Below are 17263 nucleotides of genomic sequence, written 5' to 3' on the forward strand. Positions count from 1 at the left end.
CATGTAAAATATAAATTGACAAACTATTAAGAAATAAAAAAGATACAATTAAGGGGGGTAATTTTGTGAAGAAAAAACGAAAATGGATAGCTACATTTTTAAGTTCGATTTTTTTAGTGACGGCGATATCATTGCCTTCGAATGGAGTTGTGCACGCAGATACTGGTGCAATAATTAGTAGAATAGCTGGAACAACGACAAAACAGGGTATAAGTGGATACACTGGAGATAATGGTTTAGCAACAAGTGCAACATTAAGACATCCAGATGGAGTAGCAGTAGGAAGCAGTGGAAATGTATATATAGCAGATAGTTCTAATAATGTAATAAGAAAGATAGATTATTCTACAGGAAACATAACAACAATAGCAGGAACTGGAGTAAGCGGATATAGTGGAGATAATGGTTTAGCAACAAGTGCTAAATTAGGGTATCCAACTGGAGTAGCAGTAGATAGCAGTGAAAATGTATATATAGCAGATACTAATAACAATGTAATAAGAAAAATAGATCATGCTACAGGAAACATAAGCACAATAGCGGGAACTGGAACAAGTGGATATAGTGGGGATAACAGCTTAGCAACAAGTGCAAAATTAAGAAACCCAGAGGGAGTAGCAGTAGATAGCAGTGGAAATATATATGTAGCTGATGTTTATAACCAGGCAATAAGAAAAATAGATCATTCTACAGGAAACATAAGTACAATAGCGGGAACAGGAGTAGGCGGATATAGTGGAGATGGAGGCTTAGCAACAAGTGCAACATTAAAAAATCCAAGTGGAGTAGCAGTAGGAAGCAGTGGAAATGTATATATAGCTGATACTAATAACAGTGTAATAAGAAAAATAGATCATTCTACAGGAAACATAAGCACAATAGCGGGAACTGGAGCAAGTGGATATAGTGGGGATAACAGCTTAGCAACAAGTGCTAAATTAAAAAACCCAGTAGGAATAGCAGTAGATAGCAGTGAAAATATATATGTATCTGATGTTTATAACCAGGCAATAAGAAAAATAGATCATGCCACAGGAAACATAAGCACAATAGCGGGAACTGGAGCAGGTGGATATAGTGGGAATAATGGCTTAGCAACAAGTGCAACATTAAATTATCCAATGGGAGTAGCAGTAGACAACAGTGGAAATGTATATATAGCTGATAGTAGTAACAATGCAGTAAGAGAAATAGATCATACAACAGGTAACATAAGCACAATAGTGGGAACAACAAAGGATGTACCAGCAATTGCGTATAGTGGGGATGGAGGCTTAGCAACAAGTGCTGCATTAAGTAATCCAATGGGAGTAGTAGCAGACAGCAGTGGAAATGTATATATAGCTGATAGTGGTAACAATGCAGTAAGAAAAATAGATCATACAACAGGGAACATAAGTACAATAGCAGGAACAGGAACAAGTGGCTACAGTGGAGATAACGGCTTAGCAACAAGTGCTAAATTGAACATGCCAATGGGGGTGGCAGTAGACAGCAGCGGAAATGTATATATAGCTGATAGTAGTAACAGTGCAATAAGAAAAATAGATAATACAACAGGAAATATAAGTACAATAGCGGGAACAGGGACAAGTGGCTACAGTGGAGATAACGGTTTAGCAACAAGTGCTACATTATATGGTCCAAATGGAGTAGCAGTAGACAACAGTGGAAATGTATATATAGCTGATAGTGGTAACAATGTAGTAAGAAAAATAGATCATATAACAGGGAACATAAGCACGATAGCAGGAACAGGGACAAGGGGCTATAGTGGAGATAACGGCTTAGCAACAAGTGCTACATTATATGGTCCAAGAGAAGTAGCAATAGACAACAGTGGAAATGTATATATAGCTGATAGTGGTAACAATGTAATAAGGAAAATAGATCATACAACAGGGAACATAAGCACGATAGCAGGAACAGGGACAAGGGGCTATAGTGGAGATAACGGTTTAGCAACAAGTGCTACATTAAACACTCCAAGTGGAGTAGCGGTAGATAGTAGTGGCAATGTATACTTAGCTGATAGTAGCAATAGTGCAATAAGAAAAATAGATCATGAAACAGGAACTATAAGTACAATAGCAGGAAACGGAACAAGTGCCTACGGCGGGGATAACGGCTTAGCAACAAGTGCTACATTATCGACACCATGTCAAATATCGGTAGACAGTAGTGGAAATGTATATATAGCGGATAAGTTTAATCATGAAATAAGAAAAATATCAATGCCAATTTCATCATATACTGTGACCTATGATGGAAATGGGAATACAAATGGAACAGTGCCAACAGACAGTAATAGTTATACTAGTGGAACTTCTGTAACAGCAAAAGATTCTGGAGATCTTGCAAAAACTAACTATACTTTTGCAGGTTGGAATACAGCAAAGGATGGAACGGGAACAGCAGTGGCAGCAGGGGGAAGCTTTAACATTACTGGGGATACAACCTTGTATGCTCAGTGGGAACAAACATCAGTACCACCAGCACTTTATATAAATACAATAGCAGGAACAGGAACAGCTGGGTATACTGGAGATGGAGGACTAGCAAAAAGTGCACAATTAAGAAGACCGGGTGCAGTAGCAGTAGACAACAGTGGGAAAATATACATAGCTGATACTAATAACAATGTAATAAGAGAAATAGATACAGGGGGAAACATAAGTACAATAGCAGGAACAGGAACAGCTGGGTATACTGGAGATGGACATGAAGCAAAAAGTGCACAATTAAATGCTCCGCAAGGAGTAGCAGTAGATAGAGAAGGTAATGTTTATATAGCTGATACTAGTAACAATGTAATAAGAGAAATAGATACAGGGGGAAACATAAGTACAATAGCAGGAACAGGAACAGCGGGGAATACTGGAGATGGAGCAGCAGCAAAAAGTGCAAAATTAAATGGTCCATGTGGAGTAGCAGTAGATAGCAAAGGTAATATATTTATAGCTGACACTAGTAACAATGCAATAAGAGAAGTAGATACAAATAAAGACATAAGCACAATAGCGGGAAGCGGAAGCGATGGTTCAATAATAAAAGCATCATTATTTTATCCATTTGGAGTTGCAGTAGATAGCCATGACAATATATATATAGCTGATACTACTCATGATTTAATAAGAGAAATAGATACAAGCGGAAACATGAATACAATAGCAGGAGCAGGAATGGGTCAAGAGGGAGATGGTGGTTATAGTGGAGATGGAGGATTAGCAACAAATGCTCTATTAGATTCCCCATGTGGAGTAGCAGTAGATAGCAGCGGTAATGTATATATATCGGATACTTATAACAACTTGATAAGAAAAGTGGATTTTCAAACAAAAAAGATAAGCACAATAGCCGGAAGACCAGGTTGGTATGGAGGAGGTTATTATGGAGATGGAGGTTTAGCATCGAGTGCGGAAGTAAATTACCCAAATGGAATGGCAATAGACAGCAGCGGTAATATATATATAGCTGATAGTCTTAACAATGTAATAAGAAAAATAGGACTACCAGTTTCTTCTTATACATTAACCTATGATGGAAATGGGAACACAGCTGGAACAGTGCCAACAGACAGTAATAGTTATACTAGTGGAACTTCTGTAACAGCAAAAGATTCTGGAGATCTTGCAAAAGCTAACTATAAATTTGCAGGTTGGAATACATCACAGGATGGAACAGGAACAGCAGTGGCAGCAGGGGGAAGCTTTAACATTACTAGGAGTACAACATTATATGCTCAGTGGAGCCCAATAGTATCATCAAGCTTAAGTATAAATACGGCAAGCTTTGATAAGAATACAGCAAATCAAGCAGATATAAGCATAGAAATGACGCTAAATGGGAATGATTTTACAAGTATTACAAGTGGAATTTACACTTTAGTAAATGGAACAGATTACACAGTAAGTGGAAATACAGTAACAATAAATAAGTCCTATTTAGCAAGCTTAAGCACAGGAACAGAAGCATTAGTATTTAACTTCAGTGAAGGCAACCCACAAACTTTAAATGTAACAGTAACAGATACAACACCAATAGCAGCAAGTGGATTAACAGTAGAAGCGGCAGCTGAAACTCCAGCAGTATCAGGCAAAGTAAACTTAACAGTAACACCAGCAGCTATAGATGCTAATCACAAGGTATATTACCAAGTAGTAGATTCGAATCCAACAGCATTAAATGTAGGAGATGTAATTACACCAAGTGATTGGATAGAAGTAACAGATGCAAATGCACATGAAATAGCAGTGCAAAACGGTAAATATATAGAAGCAGTAGAAGTAACAACAGCAGATAATAAAGTTACTAACTGGGGAAAATCTGGTGCCATAGCCGATGGTTATATTGCTTCATCAAGCTTAAGTACAAATACGGCAAACTTTGATAAGAATACAGCAAATCAAGAAGATATAAGCATAGGACTAACGCTAAATGGAAATTATTTTACAAGTATTACAAATGGAATTTACACTTTAGTAAATGGAACAGATTACAGAGTAAGTGGAAATACAGTAACAATAAATAAGGCCTATTTAGCAAGCTTAGGCACAGGAACAGAAGCATTAGTATTTAACTTCAGTGAAGGCAATCCACAAACTTTAAATGTAACAGTAACAGATACAACACCAATAGCAGCAAGTGGATTAACAGTAACGGCAGCGGCAGAAACTCCAGCAGTATCAGGCAAAGTAAACTTAACAGTAACACCAGCAGCTCAGGATAGTAATCACACGATGTTATATAGAATAGTAAATTCAAATCCAACAGCATTAAATGTAGGAGATGAAGTTGAGCCAGGTGATGGTTGGATAGTTGTAGCAGATACAAATGCACATGAGATATCGGTAGCAAATGGTCAGTATATAGAAGCAATAGAAGTAACAAATGGAGATTATAAGGTTACTAAGTGGGGTAAGTCTAGTGCTACAGCCGATGGTTATATTGCACCAGTATCATCAAGCTTAAGTACAAGTACAGTAAACTTTGATAAGAATACAGCAAATCAAGCAGATGTAAGCATTGGGATGACACTAAACGGAAATACCTTAACAAGTATTACAAATGGAACTTACACTTTAGTAAATGGAACAGATTACACAGCAAGTTCAAGCTTAGTAACAATAAAAAAGAGTTACTTAGCAAGCTTAAGTACAGGAGTATCAACATTAGTATTTAACTTTAGTGCAGGAAGTTCTCAAAGTTTAAGTGTAATAATATCAGATTCGACACCAGGTAACGCAAGTATAAGCCCAACAACAGCGAACTTTGATAAAAACACATTAAATGAGGCGGATGTAAATGTAGGTATGACAATAGGTAAAAATACCTTAACAAGTATAACAAATTCAGGAACTTCGCTAGTTCAGGGAACAGATTACACAATAAGCGGGAATACAGTTTCAATAGAAAAGAGCAGCTTAGGGAAATTAAGTACAGGAGCATCAACAATATTATTTAGCTCCACTACAGGAAGTTCACAGAACCTAACAGCGGCAATATCATTAGATCAAACAGGCGCAAATTTGACTATGGCATTAAATGGGGATGAGTTAACAAGCATTACAAATGAAGGAAATACATTAGTTAATGGTACTGATTATATAGTCAACGGAAATACAGTGACTATAAAAAGAGGTTTCTTAACAAAAGTAGGAACAGGAACAGTAAACTTAGTATTTAATTTTGGAACACAAAAGTTAGCAGTTACAATTTCAGCAAATCAGACAGCTGTAAATGTAACTATGGCAGTAAATGAAAACACCTTAACAAGCATCACAAATGGAATTTACACTTTAATAAATGGAATAGATTATGATGTAAATGGAAATGAAGTAACAATAAAAAAGAGCTATTTAGCAAGCTTAAGTACAGGAACAGCAGCGTTAGTGTTTAACTTTAGTGAAGGTAGTCCACAAATTTTAAATGTAGCAGTAACAGATACAACACCAGTAGCAGCAAGTGGATTAACAGTAGAAGCGGCAGCTGAAACTCCAGCGGTATCAGGAAAAGTAAACTTAACAGTAACACCAGCAGCAGATAGCAATCACAAGATATATTACAGAATAGTAAATGCAGCACCAACAGCATTAAATGTAGGAGATGTAATTACACCAAGTGATTGGACAGAAGTAACAGATGCAAATGCACATGAAATAACAGTGCAAAATGGTAAATATATAGAAGCAGTAGAAGTGTCAACAGCAGATAATAAAGTTACTAACTGGGGAAAATCTGGTGTTATAGCTGATGGTTATATTGCACCAGTATCATCAAGCTTAAGTACAAATACATCAAGTTTTGATAAGAATACTGCAAATCAAGCGAATGTAAGCGTAGGAATGACACTGAATGGAAATACTTTAGCAAGTATTACAAATGGAACTTACACTTTAGTAAAAGGAACAGATTATACAGTAAATGGTAATACGGTAACAATAAATAAGAGTTACCTAGCAAGCTTAAGTACAGGAACAACAGCATTAGTATTTAACTTCAGTGAAGGTAGTCCACAAACTTTAAGTGTAACAGTAATAGATACAACACCAGGAACTTACACAGCTACTTTTAAGAATTATGATGGAAGTACAATAGGAAGTCAAACTGTAGTAAGTGGAAACAAAATAGTAGAACCAGCAGCACCAGTAAGAACAGGATATACTTTTGGAGGCTGGTATAAGGAAGCAGCATGTCAGAATAAATGGGATTTTGCAAATGATACTGTAACAGCAGCAGTAACTTTGTATGCAAAGTGGACTATAAATAGCTATACAGTAACTTTCGAGGATTATGATGGAACAGTAATAGGAACACCAGAAGCAGTAAATTATGGCGGGAATGCAACAGCACCAGCAAATCCAACAAGAACAGGATATGTTTTTGCAGGTTGGGACAAGAGCTATAGTAATGTAACAGCAAATTTAGTGGTAACAGCAACTTATACAAGTGGAAATACGTATGACTTTGCACCAAGCCAAGCAGGTACTTCAGGTGGAACAGAAATATCTACGGATTATTTAAAGAGTAGAGATAACACACTAGTAATAACTGACCCAACAGCAGATTTATCTATACCAGCAAGTGCAATTGATTTAACTAATGCTAATGGAGCAGATCATATTAAGGTTACAGAAAAAGCTGTAACTCCACAAACAAATACTGTACAAGGCTTATTTTATAATTTGCCAAGTAATGAGAGAATGATAGGCAGTCCATTAAATTTAAGTATTCAGTTACTTGATGTAAATGATAATTTGATAAAAGATATTCACCAGTTTGCAAATAATCAAAAAGTTAAAGTAACAATAAAACTTACAGCTGCACAAATAGCAGGCTTAGATCCAAGTAAGCTTTCAATGTATTATTATGATGAAACTGCACAAAAGTGGGTTGAATTAGGAGGAAGTTTTGATCCTAGTACAAAGGAATTCTCATTTGAAACAACTCATTTTACAAACTTTGCTATTATGAACAAGGTGTATAACTCAAACACAGGTACTGGTACAACAGGCAGCTATACAGTAATCTTTAAGGATTATGATGGAAGAACTATAGGCGTGCCTCAGATAGTAAATTATGGAGAAAGTGCATTTGCACCAGCAAATCCAACAAGAGCAGGCTATACTTTTACAGGTTGGGACAAAGCTTTTGATAGTGTAACAGGAGACTTAGTTGTGACAGCACAGTACTCAGCAAATGGCTGTACGGTAACCTTTGAAGATTATGATGGAACAGTAATAGGAACACCTGAGACAGTAAATTATGGAGGAAGTGCAACAGCACCAGCAAATCCAACAAGAGCAGGTTATGTATTTGCAGGTTGGGATAAAGCTTTTGATAAGGTAACAGGAAATTTAGTAGTAAAAGCAACCTACACAAGCGGAAATACTTATAACTTTAAACCTACAACAACTAGTAATGGAGAAGAAACAAAAATATCTGCTGCTTACTTAACAAGCAGAGATAATACATTAGTAGTAGATAGCGACGGAGCAGAAATATCAATACCAGCAAGTGCTATTGATTTAGCTGATGGAACAGATTATATTAAAGTTACAGAGCAAGACGCAGAAGCAGATGTATCAAAACAGTATGGAAGTTTACCAAATGGCTTACAGCAGGTAGGTAATCCATTGTTATTAAGTATTCAACTATTTGATGCAAACAATAATTATATAGAAGATATTCACAAGCTTGCAAATAATGAAAAAATTAAAGTAACAATGAAATTAACAGCTGATCAAATAAAAGGAATAGATCCAAATAGTATTTCAATGTATTACTATGATGAAACAGCTAAAGCATGGCTTAAATTAGATGGAAGTTTTGATTCTAAAACAATGGAAATAACCTTCTATATGACAAGCCTATAAAAATTAGTTTAAATTTAATATAGAAACTCCTTCTTGTGATAATTAAGGCAATAGCGCATTATTATAAGAAGGAGTTTTTATTAAATGCATATGTCAAGCATTTTTGAAAATGTCCTAAAAAGTTTTAATTATTAGCACCAGTTTTTGCTGGTGCTTTATTAATGGTCTGACTCTATTTTAAGGTATGGCAAATAAACCTTAAAAATCTTCGATTTTTAAGAAAATAGATTTATAAATTTATGCTATGCTTTCCTTTTGCCTATGAGCTTGCTTACTACAATACTGTTCAAATGAAGCCTGCTTCCAAGGATGACTCATAGGTGGTATGTAGCGTTTCTTTGGAACTTTTGTAGTTTGTGCAAGATCAAAGTTCTTTGACGAGGGAACATGATCTGGAAGCAATTCAAGGGCATAAATTTTTTCGTTAACAGAAAATAATAATTCATTGTTAAACGCATTTATAACTAATCCGGAGGTTCCCTTATGATAATATACAGGGTGTCCATTAGTATCTACAGGAAGATAATATCTTTTATTGTATTTTACACAACTTCCGCTGTCTATTTTCCTACCAGCAAGCACAGCAAGAGTTAAATTGATTTTTTCAATATTGGGTTGCGTTTCAAACACAGATTTGATATTATCAACAGGTAAAGCAAATCGAGCATTGAATTTTTTTATGTAGGAGTTTAAAAATTCATTTGCTTGCTCAATTGTGCTTATACCAGATAAACGCAGTTCTATAGGGAGCCGCGATTGTAGAGTTTCAAACATGCGTTCCACACGTCCTTTTGCTTGTGGAACGCTACTGGTTTTTATTTCAATTCCTAATTGCTTACATGCGTAACCAAATTGAGTAAATGTGTCATCTTCTATTGAAGATGACTTTTTCATTTTGTATTCGAAAACAGTACGTTTATCAGTGTAAAACATATAAGGAATGCCATAAGTAGTTAATATCTGATAAAGCACATGATAATAGCCATTAAGGGTTTCTTGATTATCAAAATAAGCACCTACAATTGATCCAGTAGCATCATCCACAGCTATATGAAGCTGTGTTTTATTTTCACCAAACCAAAGATGAACAGAAGCATCCATTTGAAGCATTTCACCAAAATAAGCACATCTAGGACGTCTAGGATGAGCATCTTCTATATCAAGGATAGTATTTTGAATGGTAGTGGCTTCTTTTTTTGATTTAGTATCTTTTTGTAAGTCTCTAAGCTTGTTACACAAAGCTTTTTTAGAAGAACGCTTTGCCTTAGGGGATAGGATGAATTCCTGTAAAAGGATAGAACGTATAGTTGTTGCTGAGACTTTTATTTCTTCCCTTTCTTCTAAGAGCTCAGAAAAATGTGTTAGATTTGCATCTTCATATTTTGTTTTGTATAAATCTATAATATCTTTTTTTACTGAATCATCTATAGTATGAGATGGCTTTTTTCCACAATTGCCATGAACAAAAAAAGCTTTTCCTTTTTCTTTATACCCATTAATCATTCTGTTGATATGTCTAACAGTGCACCCTAACTCAATTGCTGCTCTCTGCTTGCTACCGTTACTATCTATTAACTTCTTAATAACTTTATATTTTAATTCTTCATTCATTTTTAAATACACCTTTCTCATTATGTCCTCCTCATTTCTAGCAATGAGGTTTATTATACTATAAATTTTATTTTTTGGGACATAATCAAATGTGGTACACTAAGACATTATCACTTTTCAATCATATAAGAAGGAGTTTTTATTAAATGCATATTGACATTTCAATAAATTGGTATTATATTAAAACTGTACTAATTGAATTAATACACTTAATACAATATAAGAAGGAGGTAAGGCCTTGATTAATATAGATAACAAAAGCAATGTTCCAATATATCAGCAGATTGTGGATCAAATAAAGGAAGAGATATTGAAGGGGCTGCTACAAAGCGGAGATAGGCTTCCATCTGTAAGAGAAATGTCTTCAAGGATTACAGCAAATCCAAATACAGTAAGTAGAGCTTATACTGAGCTTGAAAGGCAAAAGGTAATTGAGACCATAAGGGGAAAAGGAACTTATGTAACATCTGATTATAAACCAATCATGGAGGCGGAGAGGATGGAAAATTTAAAGGATAATATTAAAAAAATAATAGTTGAAGCAAAGTATATGGGGATTTCAAAAGAAAAAATAGTGGATATGGTTAACTCGGTTTATGAAAGCATAGGCAGTGACAGCTTTGATGAGAAATATTCAAAGAAATAAGGAGGTGAAATTTTTGATAAGTATAAAAAATGTAAGCAAAAAACTTGGAACAATAGAGGTTCTTAAAAATGTAAATATTGAAGTTGATAAAGGAAATATTTTTGGGCTTATCGGGCCCAATGGAGCAGGAAAAACAACTTTAATAAAATGCCTTACTGGAATATATGAGGTAGATAGTGGTGAAATAAATTTGCTTGATCAAAAGGTATTCGACAATCCAGAAGTAAAAAAGCACATTGGATATGTTGCAGATCAAAATGATTTTTTTAGTTACTTTAATATAAAGAGCCTAATCAAATTTTATACTATGACTTATGAAAGTTTTAATGTGGATAGATTTAATGAATTAAATAAGGTTTTAAAGGTTCCAACAAATACAATAGTTAGAAAGCTTTCAAAGGGAATGAAAATGAAGCTTGCCTTGATGTTAAATTTAAGCATAATGCCAGAGATACTCGTGCTCGACGAGCCAACAGGTGGGCTTGATCCAATTGCAAAAAAGCAGGTTATAAATATAATTCTTGATGAAGTTGCAGAAAGAGGAACTACGGTATTTATATCTTCACATAATTTAAATAGCCTTGAGAGAATGTGTGACCTAGTTGGAATTTTATTTGAAGGCGAAATAAAATACATGAACTCTGTTGAAGAAATGAAGAAAACTATAAGAAAAGTACAAGTAGTGTTTAAGGACAAAGTACCAGAGGATATTGAAAAGTGGAATGGCGTGTTTAAGGTTGAAAAGGTTGGAAGGGTATACAGTATTGTTACTAATAAATATGATGAAGAATTTAAAAAGAAACTTGATAACAGCGGCATTTCTTTTAAAGAGGAAATAGGCATGAGTTTAGAGGATATGTTTATATATTCTGTTGGAGGCGGGGTAGAATATGAAGAAATACTTAAGTAAGGCACTTCTTTATAAGGAATGGAAGGCGGTATATTGGATTCTTATACCATTTATTTTATTTAGCTCAAAAGCACTAGAAATCACCAGTATGCTTGAATCCATAACGACATATCATGTTGTTTTTACAAATGAAGAGGGATTTAGAACTTTTTTTGAAAACTCCTTTAATAACGGCTTTTATATAATTGATTTTATTTTAGTTGTAATTATGTCTTATTTGCTTATTAACAATGATAGAAAAAAATCTGTTAGTGCACTTATAGAATATATGCCATTTACTAAAAAACAAAGCATTTTTGCAAAAGCAGCAGTAGGAACATTTATTATACTTATTTCTGATTTTATTGGATTTTTAGTAAATATGTTTATGTATTTAAGCAATGAAAAATATTTAAATAACATTATTAGAATAAGGTATATTGTATTTTGTTTCATAATAACTTTAATGCTGCAACTAATTATATATTTATTTTTAATGTGTATTCAGCTTGTATGTAAAAATGGCTTTTTTGCAATGCTTCTTGGAATTTCAATTTTAGATTTACCTGGTTCAATAGAAAATTTTATTTATATCATAAGTTTTAGAAATTCATGGGAAACTCAAGTTAATAAACTTTTGGGACGACTAGATGATTTATGCTTGAGGGGATATTTGTGGATTTATGCAGACGAAAAGAACGTTGGGGGCAAGGTATACATTCAAAGTGATAGAGTTTTCCCAGCAACTATAAAACTTTTAATAATATTAATAGCGGTAGTTATTTTACTAATTTATATTTCAAAAAAAATAAAGTCAGGAGAGGATGTAATGATTAAAGCTTCGCCTAAAAAAGAAATGGCATTTAAAATATTTTCTTCAGTTAGTATAGGAGTACTATTTGCAAAAGGATTATCAAGAATATTAAATGCTGAGCTTGCATCTTCAACGTATTTAATAATAATTAATATAATTTTTATAGTAGCTTCATATTTTGCCTATTCGCGTATAGATAGAATAATAAAACTTAGTAAATATGACAGAGGTGAGTGAAATGAAAAAGCTTTTGTGGAAAGAATGGATATATGCAAAGTGGCTGATTATACTTTCTATTTTTATAAGTTTGACGACTATGCTTCAAACATTTTCGCAATATATAGAATATGTAAAAGTTCCTGGTGTAGAAAATCAATATGCAAATATAGATTATAGTTATATACACTATTTTTGCATATGGGGTCAATATACTTTGATAAATATAATATTAATATTTTTTTCTGTATTTGTTATTATGGCAGTAGATTCTATAAATAAACAATATGAAATGTTAAATGCTATGCCATATAGTAGAAATCAAATCATATTAAGTAAGTGGATTATGGCAATTGTAGTTACCATTATACCTGAAATTATAAGTTATTGTGCGTTTACAATATTGTATTTTACAAATTACAGTAAGATGTCAATTTATAATAATTATAGCTTTACTTTTATGTGGATGCTTATAAGCATACTCTCACATATATTTTTGGTTACCTTTATTATGTTTATTCAATCTTTGTTTGGAAATAACGTAGCAGGTACGATTGTAAGTATTCTTATTCTATTTTTTTGGGCAGCAGGAGGAGAACTTATAGATACAGTTTTGGGCATATATAAAATTAGTACTCATGTGAGGCGGGATTTCCTTTTGGTTCCATTCTATAATACTGTTGAAAGATATAATCCTTTACTTAAAATATATGTTTTAATAATATTTATATTGATATTTTTTACAATTATGATAAAATTATTTAAAAGGGCGCCGCTTGAAAATATGGGGAACTTAAACCTATATAAGGCAGCAGGATTGGTTATTAGGATATTTATTGTAGTTAATATTGCAATGGTCATTGTAGCTATAACTAGTGATCAATTTCTTAGAGAGAATAGCAGAATGAGTACTTTAGTAGGCATTATTAGTGTAGTTATTCTATATTATGCTTATGGCAAGATTATAAAACGGGTTAATGGTGAAAACTAGGGGAGCGTGCGAAGATGCCAATATCAATGTCAGTTTCTATTGAAACAATTCAATTTTTTGTTCGTTATATAGGTGAATTTAGATCATCTGATATTGATGATGTTATTTTAAATACGATAGGTGCCTTTATAGGAATCGTTGTATTTAAAAAAGTTACAGCAGCTAGAGTAAAAAGGAATGTTGAATTTCCAACTTAAAAAATATATAATGAAAACATATTAAGGTTTGTGCAAAAACTCTAGATATTAGAGTTATTTGTACAATTTTTTTGATATCTACGCAACCGATTGCATAAGGAGGGAGATGTAAAGATTGAAGATAGACTTTTTAGACAAATATTATTATAGTGGAGAATTAGGGGCTATTTATTCAAAGGAAAAAACAGTATTTAAGGTTTGGTCTCCAACTGCAGAAAAGATAGTTTTAAAGCTTTATAGTGAGGGAAATGGAGACAATCTTATAGAAGAAAATGTAATGACAAAAGGTGATAATGCTGTTTGGAATTTTACTAAAAGTGGAGATTTACAAGGAACCTTTTATACATATGAGGTAACTGTAGCTGGGAAAACAAGAGAAACACAAGATATTTACTCAAAGGCAGTTGGTGTAAATGGTGATAGAGGTATGGTTGTTGATCTTTTAAAGACTAATCCGAGTGGTTGGGAAAAGGATAAGGGTCCAAAAATAAAAAATCAGACAGATGCAATAATATATGAGCTTCATTTGAGAGATATATCTGTGGATGAAGATTCAGAAATTAAAAATAAGGGCAAGTTTCTTTCGTTAACTGAAACTGGGACAAGAAGTGCTGAAGGAGAAAAAACAGGCTTAGACCACCTTAAAGAACTTGGCATAAATGCAGTTCATTTGCTTCCGATTTTTGATTTTGGAAGTATAGATGAAAGCAAGGTAAATTCTAAGCAATATAATTGGGGATATGACCCTAAAAATTATATGGTTCCTGAAGGAAGTTACTCTACTAATCCATTTTCAGGAACCGTCAGAATACAAGAAATGAAAAAAATGATCAAAGCACTTCATGATGAAGGCATAGCAGTAATAATGGATTGTGTTTTCAATCATACTCATGAATATGAAAATTCTGCATTTAATAAGCTTGTTCCCAAATACTACTACCGCCAAGATGATGATGGAAACGTTGTTCAGAATTCGCAATGTAAGAATGATACTGCCTCAGAAAAACTTATGTTTAGAAAATATATGATGGATGCAGTGACTTATTTTGCAAAGGAATATCACATTGATGGCTTTAGATTTGATCTTATGGGCTTACATGATGTAGAAACTATGAATTTAATGAGAAAAGCTTTAGATAAAATTAATCCTCAAATACTTATGTATGGTGAGGGGTGGGAACTTGGCGACGAAGTTACAATAAGTGATGAAGAAAAGGCAACAAAAATAAATGCTGATAAACTTGACAGTAGAATTGCGGCTTTTAGCGACGATATGCGTGATGGACTTAAGGGACATGTATTTGAACCTGATTGGGGTGGATTTATTAATTTTAATGGAAAATGGGTTAGAAAAGTTGGCAAGAGGCACCTAGCATACAAAATTGCAGATTTAAAAGAGCAAATAAAATTTAGCATAGTTGCAGCAACATTGCATAATGATATAGAATATTATAAAGTTCCATATAAATTTAAGCCTTGGGCAAAAGAACCCACTCAAACTGTAAATTACGCAGCCTGCCATGACAACAATACACTTTGGGATAAAATAGCTCTAACTAGTTTCAATGTACCTGAAAGTGAAAGAGTAAAAATGGATCAAATGGCTGCGTTTATAGTACTAACTTCTCAGGGAATACCTTTTATTCACAATGGGCAAGAATTTCTTAGAAGTAAGCCAGATGAAAGTGGAAATGGATTTGTTGAAAATAGTTTTAATTCATCAGATTCAGTAAACAAAATTGATTGGAGCAGGAAGCATACTTATAGGAGGGTTTTTGACTATTATAAAGGGTTGATAAAACTTAGAAAGGCTCACCCTGCATTTAGAATGACAACAACTGCTGAAATTCAAAAAAATTTAAAGTTTTTTGATACAAAGGACAGCACTATTGGATATATAATTTCTAACAATGCAAATGGGGATGAGTGGGAGGATATAGTTGTTATTATTAATGCGGGAGATACAGCGGATAAGGTAAGCTTACCAAAGGGAAATTGGAAGGTTGTAGTTAAGGAAGATAAGTCAGGAGTAGATGTACTTGAAGCAATTTCTGGGGATGAAGTTACAATCAAGGCTAGAACTTCAATGGTGTTATATGGGAGCATGTAAAAAATATAGGTATTCTTTTTTATGAGCCGCTCATACGGCCTTATGTGCGGTATAGTAAAACCTATAGAATACCTTTTTTTACATCCTCCTATAAATAACAATATTAAAATAAGCTGTTCAGTTTTGAACAGCTTATTTATTATGAGATAACTTTGAACGCTTTGTAAACTTCTCACCGCTAACATCAGAGCCATCTTTTTTGCCATTTTCCATTCCTATATTAGCGCCTTCTTTTCCAGCCATGCTTCTAAGTTCCGGATTTGATTTAGGCCTATCTTTTCTTCTATTTTTGTTATTATCCATAAAAAACATCTCCTTGACACAATTTATAATGTATTTTGTGTAGAACTAATAAAAAATATACATATGCCTGTTGATAAAATAAAATTTGTGTATAACTTTGAAAAATACATGATAAAATAAAGTAGAAGTTTACAATAATATATAGATGTTGTATAAAATAGGCATAAAATTATCAATATATAGTATTGTTGATAGTGTGGATAAGTTATCCACAATTTATTTGCAGATTAAGCCATAAAAATAGTGGATTTGCACATTGTTATTGAAATAGATCACAGTTATCCACAATTAGCTGTGATTAAACACAGGAAAATGTGGATAACTTATTTAATTTATAGTTTTTTGTGTGAAAAAACCATAGTAAAAAATTTAAAAGTTGAATAAAAAAATGTACAGAAAGGCGAAAGTATGAATATTAAGGAAAATGTAGTAGAAGCAGTATTTTTAAAAAGGCCAAATAGATTTCAAGCGTATATTTTGTTAAATGGTGAAGAAATGATGGTGCATGTACCTAATACAGGAAGATGCAAAGAAATTTTAATTGAAGGTTGCAAGGTAATACTTAGGGAAGGTAATAACGATAAGAGAAAAACAAAATATGATCTTATTGGTGCGTATAAAGGAGATAAATTTATAAATATAGATTCTCAAATACCAAATAAAGTTGTTGAAGAAGCTTTAATAAATAAGAAGGTTTTATCATTAGCAAAATATGATATAGTAATGAGAGAAAAAACTTTTGGAAATAGTAGATTTGATTTTAAATTGAGTAATTCAAAGGGGGAGATATATTATCTAGAGGTAAAAGGCGTTACCTTAGAATATAACGGAGTGGCAAAATTTCCAGATGCACCTACAGAAAGAGGAACTAAACATTTAAATGAACTTATTGAGGCAAAAAAACAAGGATATGGTGCTGGTATTTTATTTTTGATGCAGATGGATAATATAGATATTTTTATGCCTCATGATGATATGGACAAAGCTTTTGGAGATGCTTTACGAAACGCCAAAAGAGCAGGGGTAGATGTAATGGGATATGAATGCTTAGTTGGAGAAGGCTATATAACGTTAGATAAGAATGTGAAGTGTAATTTAGAGTAAAGAGTGG

At 33.3% G+C, this 17263-nt stretch carries 10 protein-coding genes; 8 read left to right on the forward strand and 2 right to left on the reverse strand.

Features of this window, described 5'->3' with window-relative positions; genetic code table 11:
* The first annotated feature begins 65 nt into the window (after nt 1-65).
* Complete coding sequence (locus CUEA01_RS24395) at nt 66-8375, forward strand: X2-like carbohydrate binding domain-containing protein (protein ID WP_234125051.1); 8310 nt, start codon at nt 66-68, stop codon at nt 8373-8375.
* A 237-nt stretch (nt 8376-8612) separates the two neighbouring features.
* Here CUEA01_RS24395 and CUEA01_RS24400 read toward each other — a convergent pair whose 3' ends face one another.
* Nucleotides 8613-9986: an ISNCY family transposase gene (locus CUEA01_RS24400; protein ID WP_456237147.1), complete on the reverse strand. Its 1374-nt coding sequence runs from the start codon at nt 9984-9986 to the stop codon at nt 8613-8615.
* A gap of 238 nt (nt 9987-10224) precedes the next feature.
* On the opposite strand from CUEA01_RS24400, the gene CUEA01_RS24405 reads away from it, so the two are divergent.
* From CUEA01_RS24405 to pulA, 6 genes are all read left to right on the forward strand, one after another.
* Nucleotides 10225-10632, forward strand: coding sequence for a GntR family transcriptional regulator (locus CUEA01_RS24405; RefSeq protein WP_234125052.1), 408 nt, complete (start codon nt 10225-10227; stop codon nt 10630-10632).
* A gap of 13 nt (nt 10633-10645) precedes the next feature.
* Nucleotides 10646-11542: an ABC transporter ATP-binding protein gene (locus CUEA01_RS24410; RefSeq protein ID WP_234125053.1), complete on the forward strand. Its 897-nt coding sequence runs from the start codon at nt 10646-10648 to the stop codon at nt 11540-11542.
* Nucleotides 11523-12572: a hypothetical protein gene (locus CUEA01_RS24415; RefSeq protein WP_234125055.1), complete on the forward strand. Its 1050-nt coding sequence runs from the start codon at nt 11523-11525 to the stop codon at nt 12570-12572. The genes CUEA01_RS24410 and CUEA01_RS24415 overlap by 20 nt, the downstream gene beginning before the upstream one ends.
* Nucleotide 12573: 1 nt before the next feature.
* Nucleotides 12574-13542, forward strand: coding sequence for an ABC transporter permease family protein (locus tag CUEA01_RS24420; protein ID WP_234125057.1), 969 nt, complete (start codon nt 12574-12576; stop codon nt 13540-13542).
* A 14-nt stretch (nt 13543-13556) separates the two neighbouring features.
* Entirely contained in the window at nt 13557-13739 is a 183-nt protein-coding gene (locus CUEA01_RS24425; RefSeq protein ID WP_234125059.1) for a VanZ family protein, read from the forward strand.
* A gap of 115 nt (nt 13740-13854) precedes the next feature.
* Nucleotides 13855-15849, forward strand: a complete 1995-nt coding sequence (gene pulA, locus CUEA01_RS24430) for a type I pullulanase (RefSeq protein ID WP_234125061.1) — start codon at nt 13855-13857, stop codon at nt 15847-15849.
* A 132-nt stretch (nt 15850-15981) separates the two neighbouring features.
* On the opposite strand, the gene CUEA01_RS24435 is transcribed toward pulA, so the two are convergent.
* On the reverse strand, nt 15982-16152 hold the full coding sequence (locus tag CUEA01_RS24435) for a hypothetical protein (protein ID WP_234125063.1): 171 nt from the start codon (nt 16150-16152) through the stop codon (nt 15982-15984).
* A gap of 408 nt (nt 16153-16560) precedes the next feature.
* Here CUEA01_RS24435 and sfsA point away from each other — a divergent pair, with 408 nt between their 5' ends.
* Nucleotides 16561-17256 (forward strand): DNA/RNA nuclease SfsA, encoded by a 696-nt coding sequence (gene sfsA, locus CUEA01_RS24440; protein WP_234125065.1) that lies wholly within the window; start codon nt 16561-16563, stop codon nt 17254-17256.
* Nucleotides 17257-17263 lie beyond the last annotated feature (7 nt).

Source organism: Clostridium hydrogenum, assembly GCF_021432385.1.
GTDB lineage: Bacteria > Bacillota > Clostridia > Clostridiales > Clostridiaceae > Clostridium_S > Clostridium_S hydrogenum.

Excerpts from the sequence above, each read along its gene's own strand:
- CUEA01_RS24435 (WP_234125063.1), bottom strand. The coding sequence starts at position 16,152 with ATGGATAATAACAAAAATAGAAGAAAAGATAGGCCTAAATCAAATCCG.
- CUEA01_RS24415 (WP_234125055.1), top strand. The coding sequence starts at position 11,523 with ATGAAGAAATACTTAAGTAAGGCACTTCTTTATAAGGAATGGAAGGCG.
- CUEA01_RS24425 (WP_234125059.1), top strand. The coding sequence starts at position 13,557 with ATGCCAATATCAATGTCAGTTTCTATTGAAACAATTCAATTTTTTGTT.
- CUEA01_RS24400 (WP_456237147.1), bottom strand. The coding sequence starts at position 9,986 with ATGAATGAAGAATTAAAATATAAAGTTATTAAGAAGTTAATAGATAGT.
- sfsA (WP_234125065.1), top strand. The coding sequence starts at position 16,561 with ATGAATATTAAGGAAAATGTAGTAGAAGCAGTATTTTTAAAAAGGCCA.
- CUEA01_RS24420 (WP_234125057.1), top strand. The coding sequence starts at position 12,574 with ATGAAAAAGCTTTTGTGGAAAGAATGGATATATGCAAAGTGGCTGATT.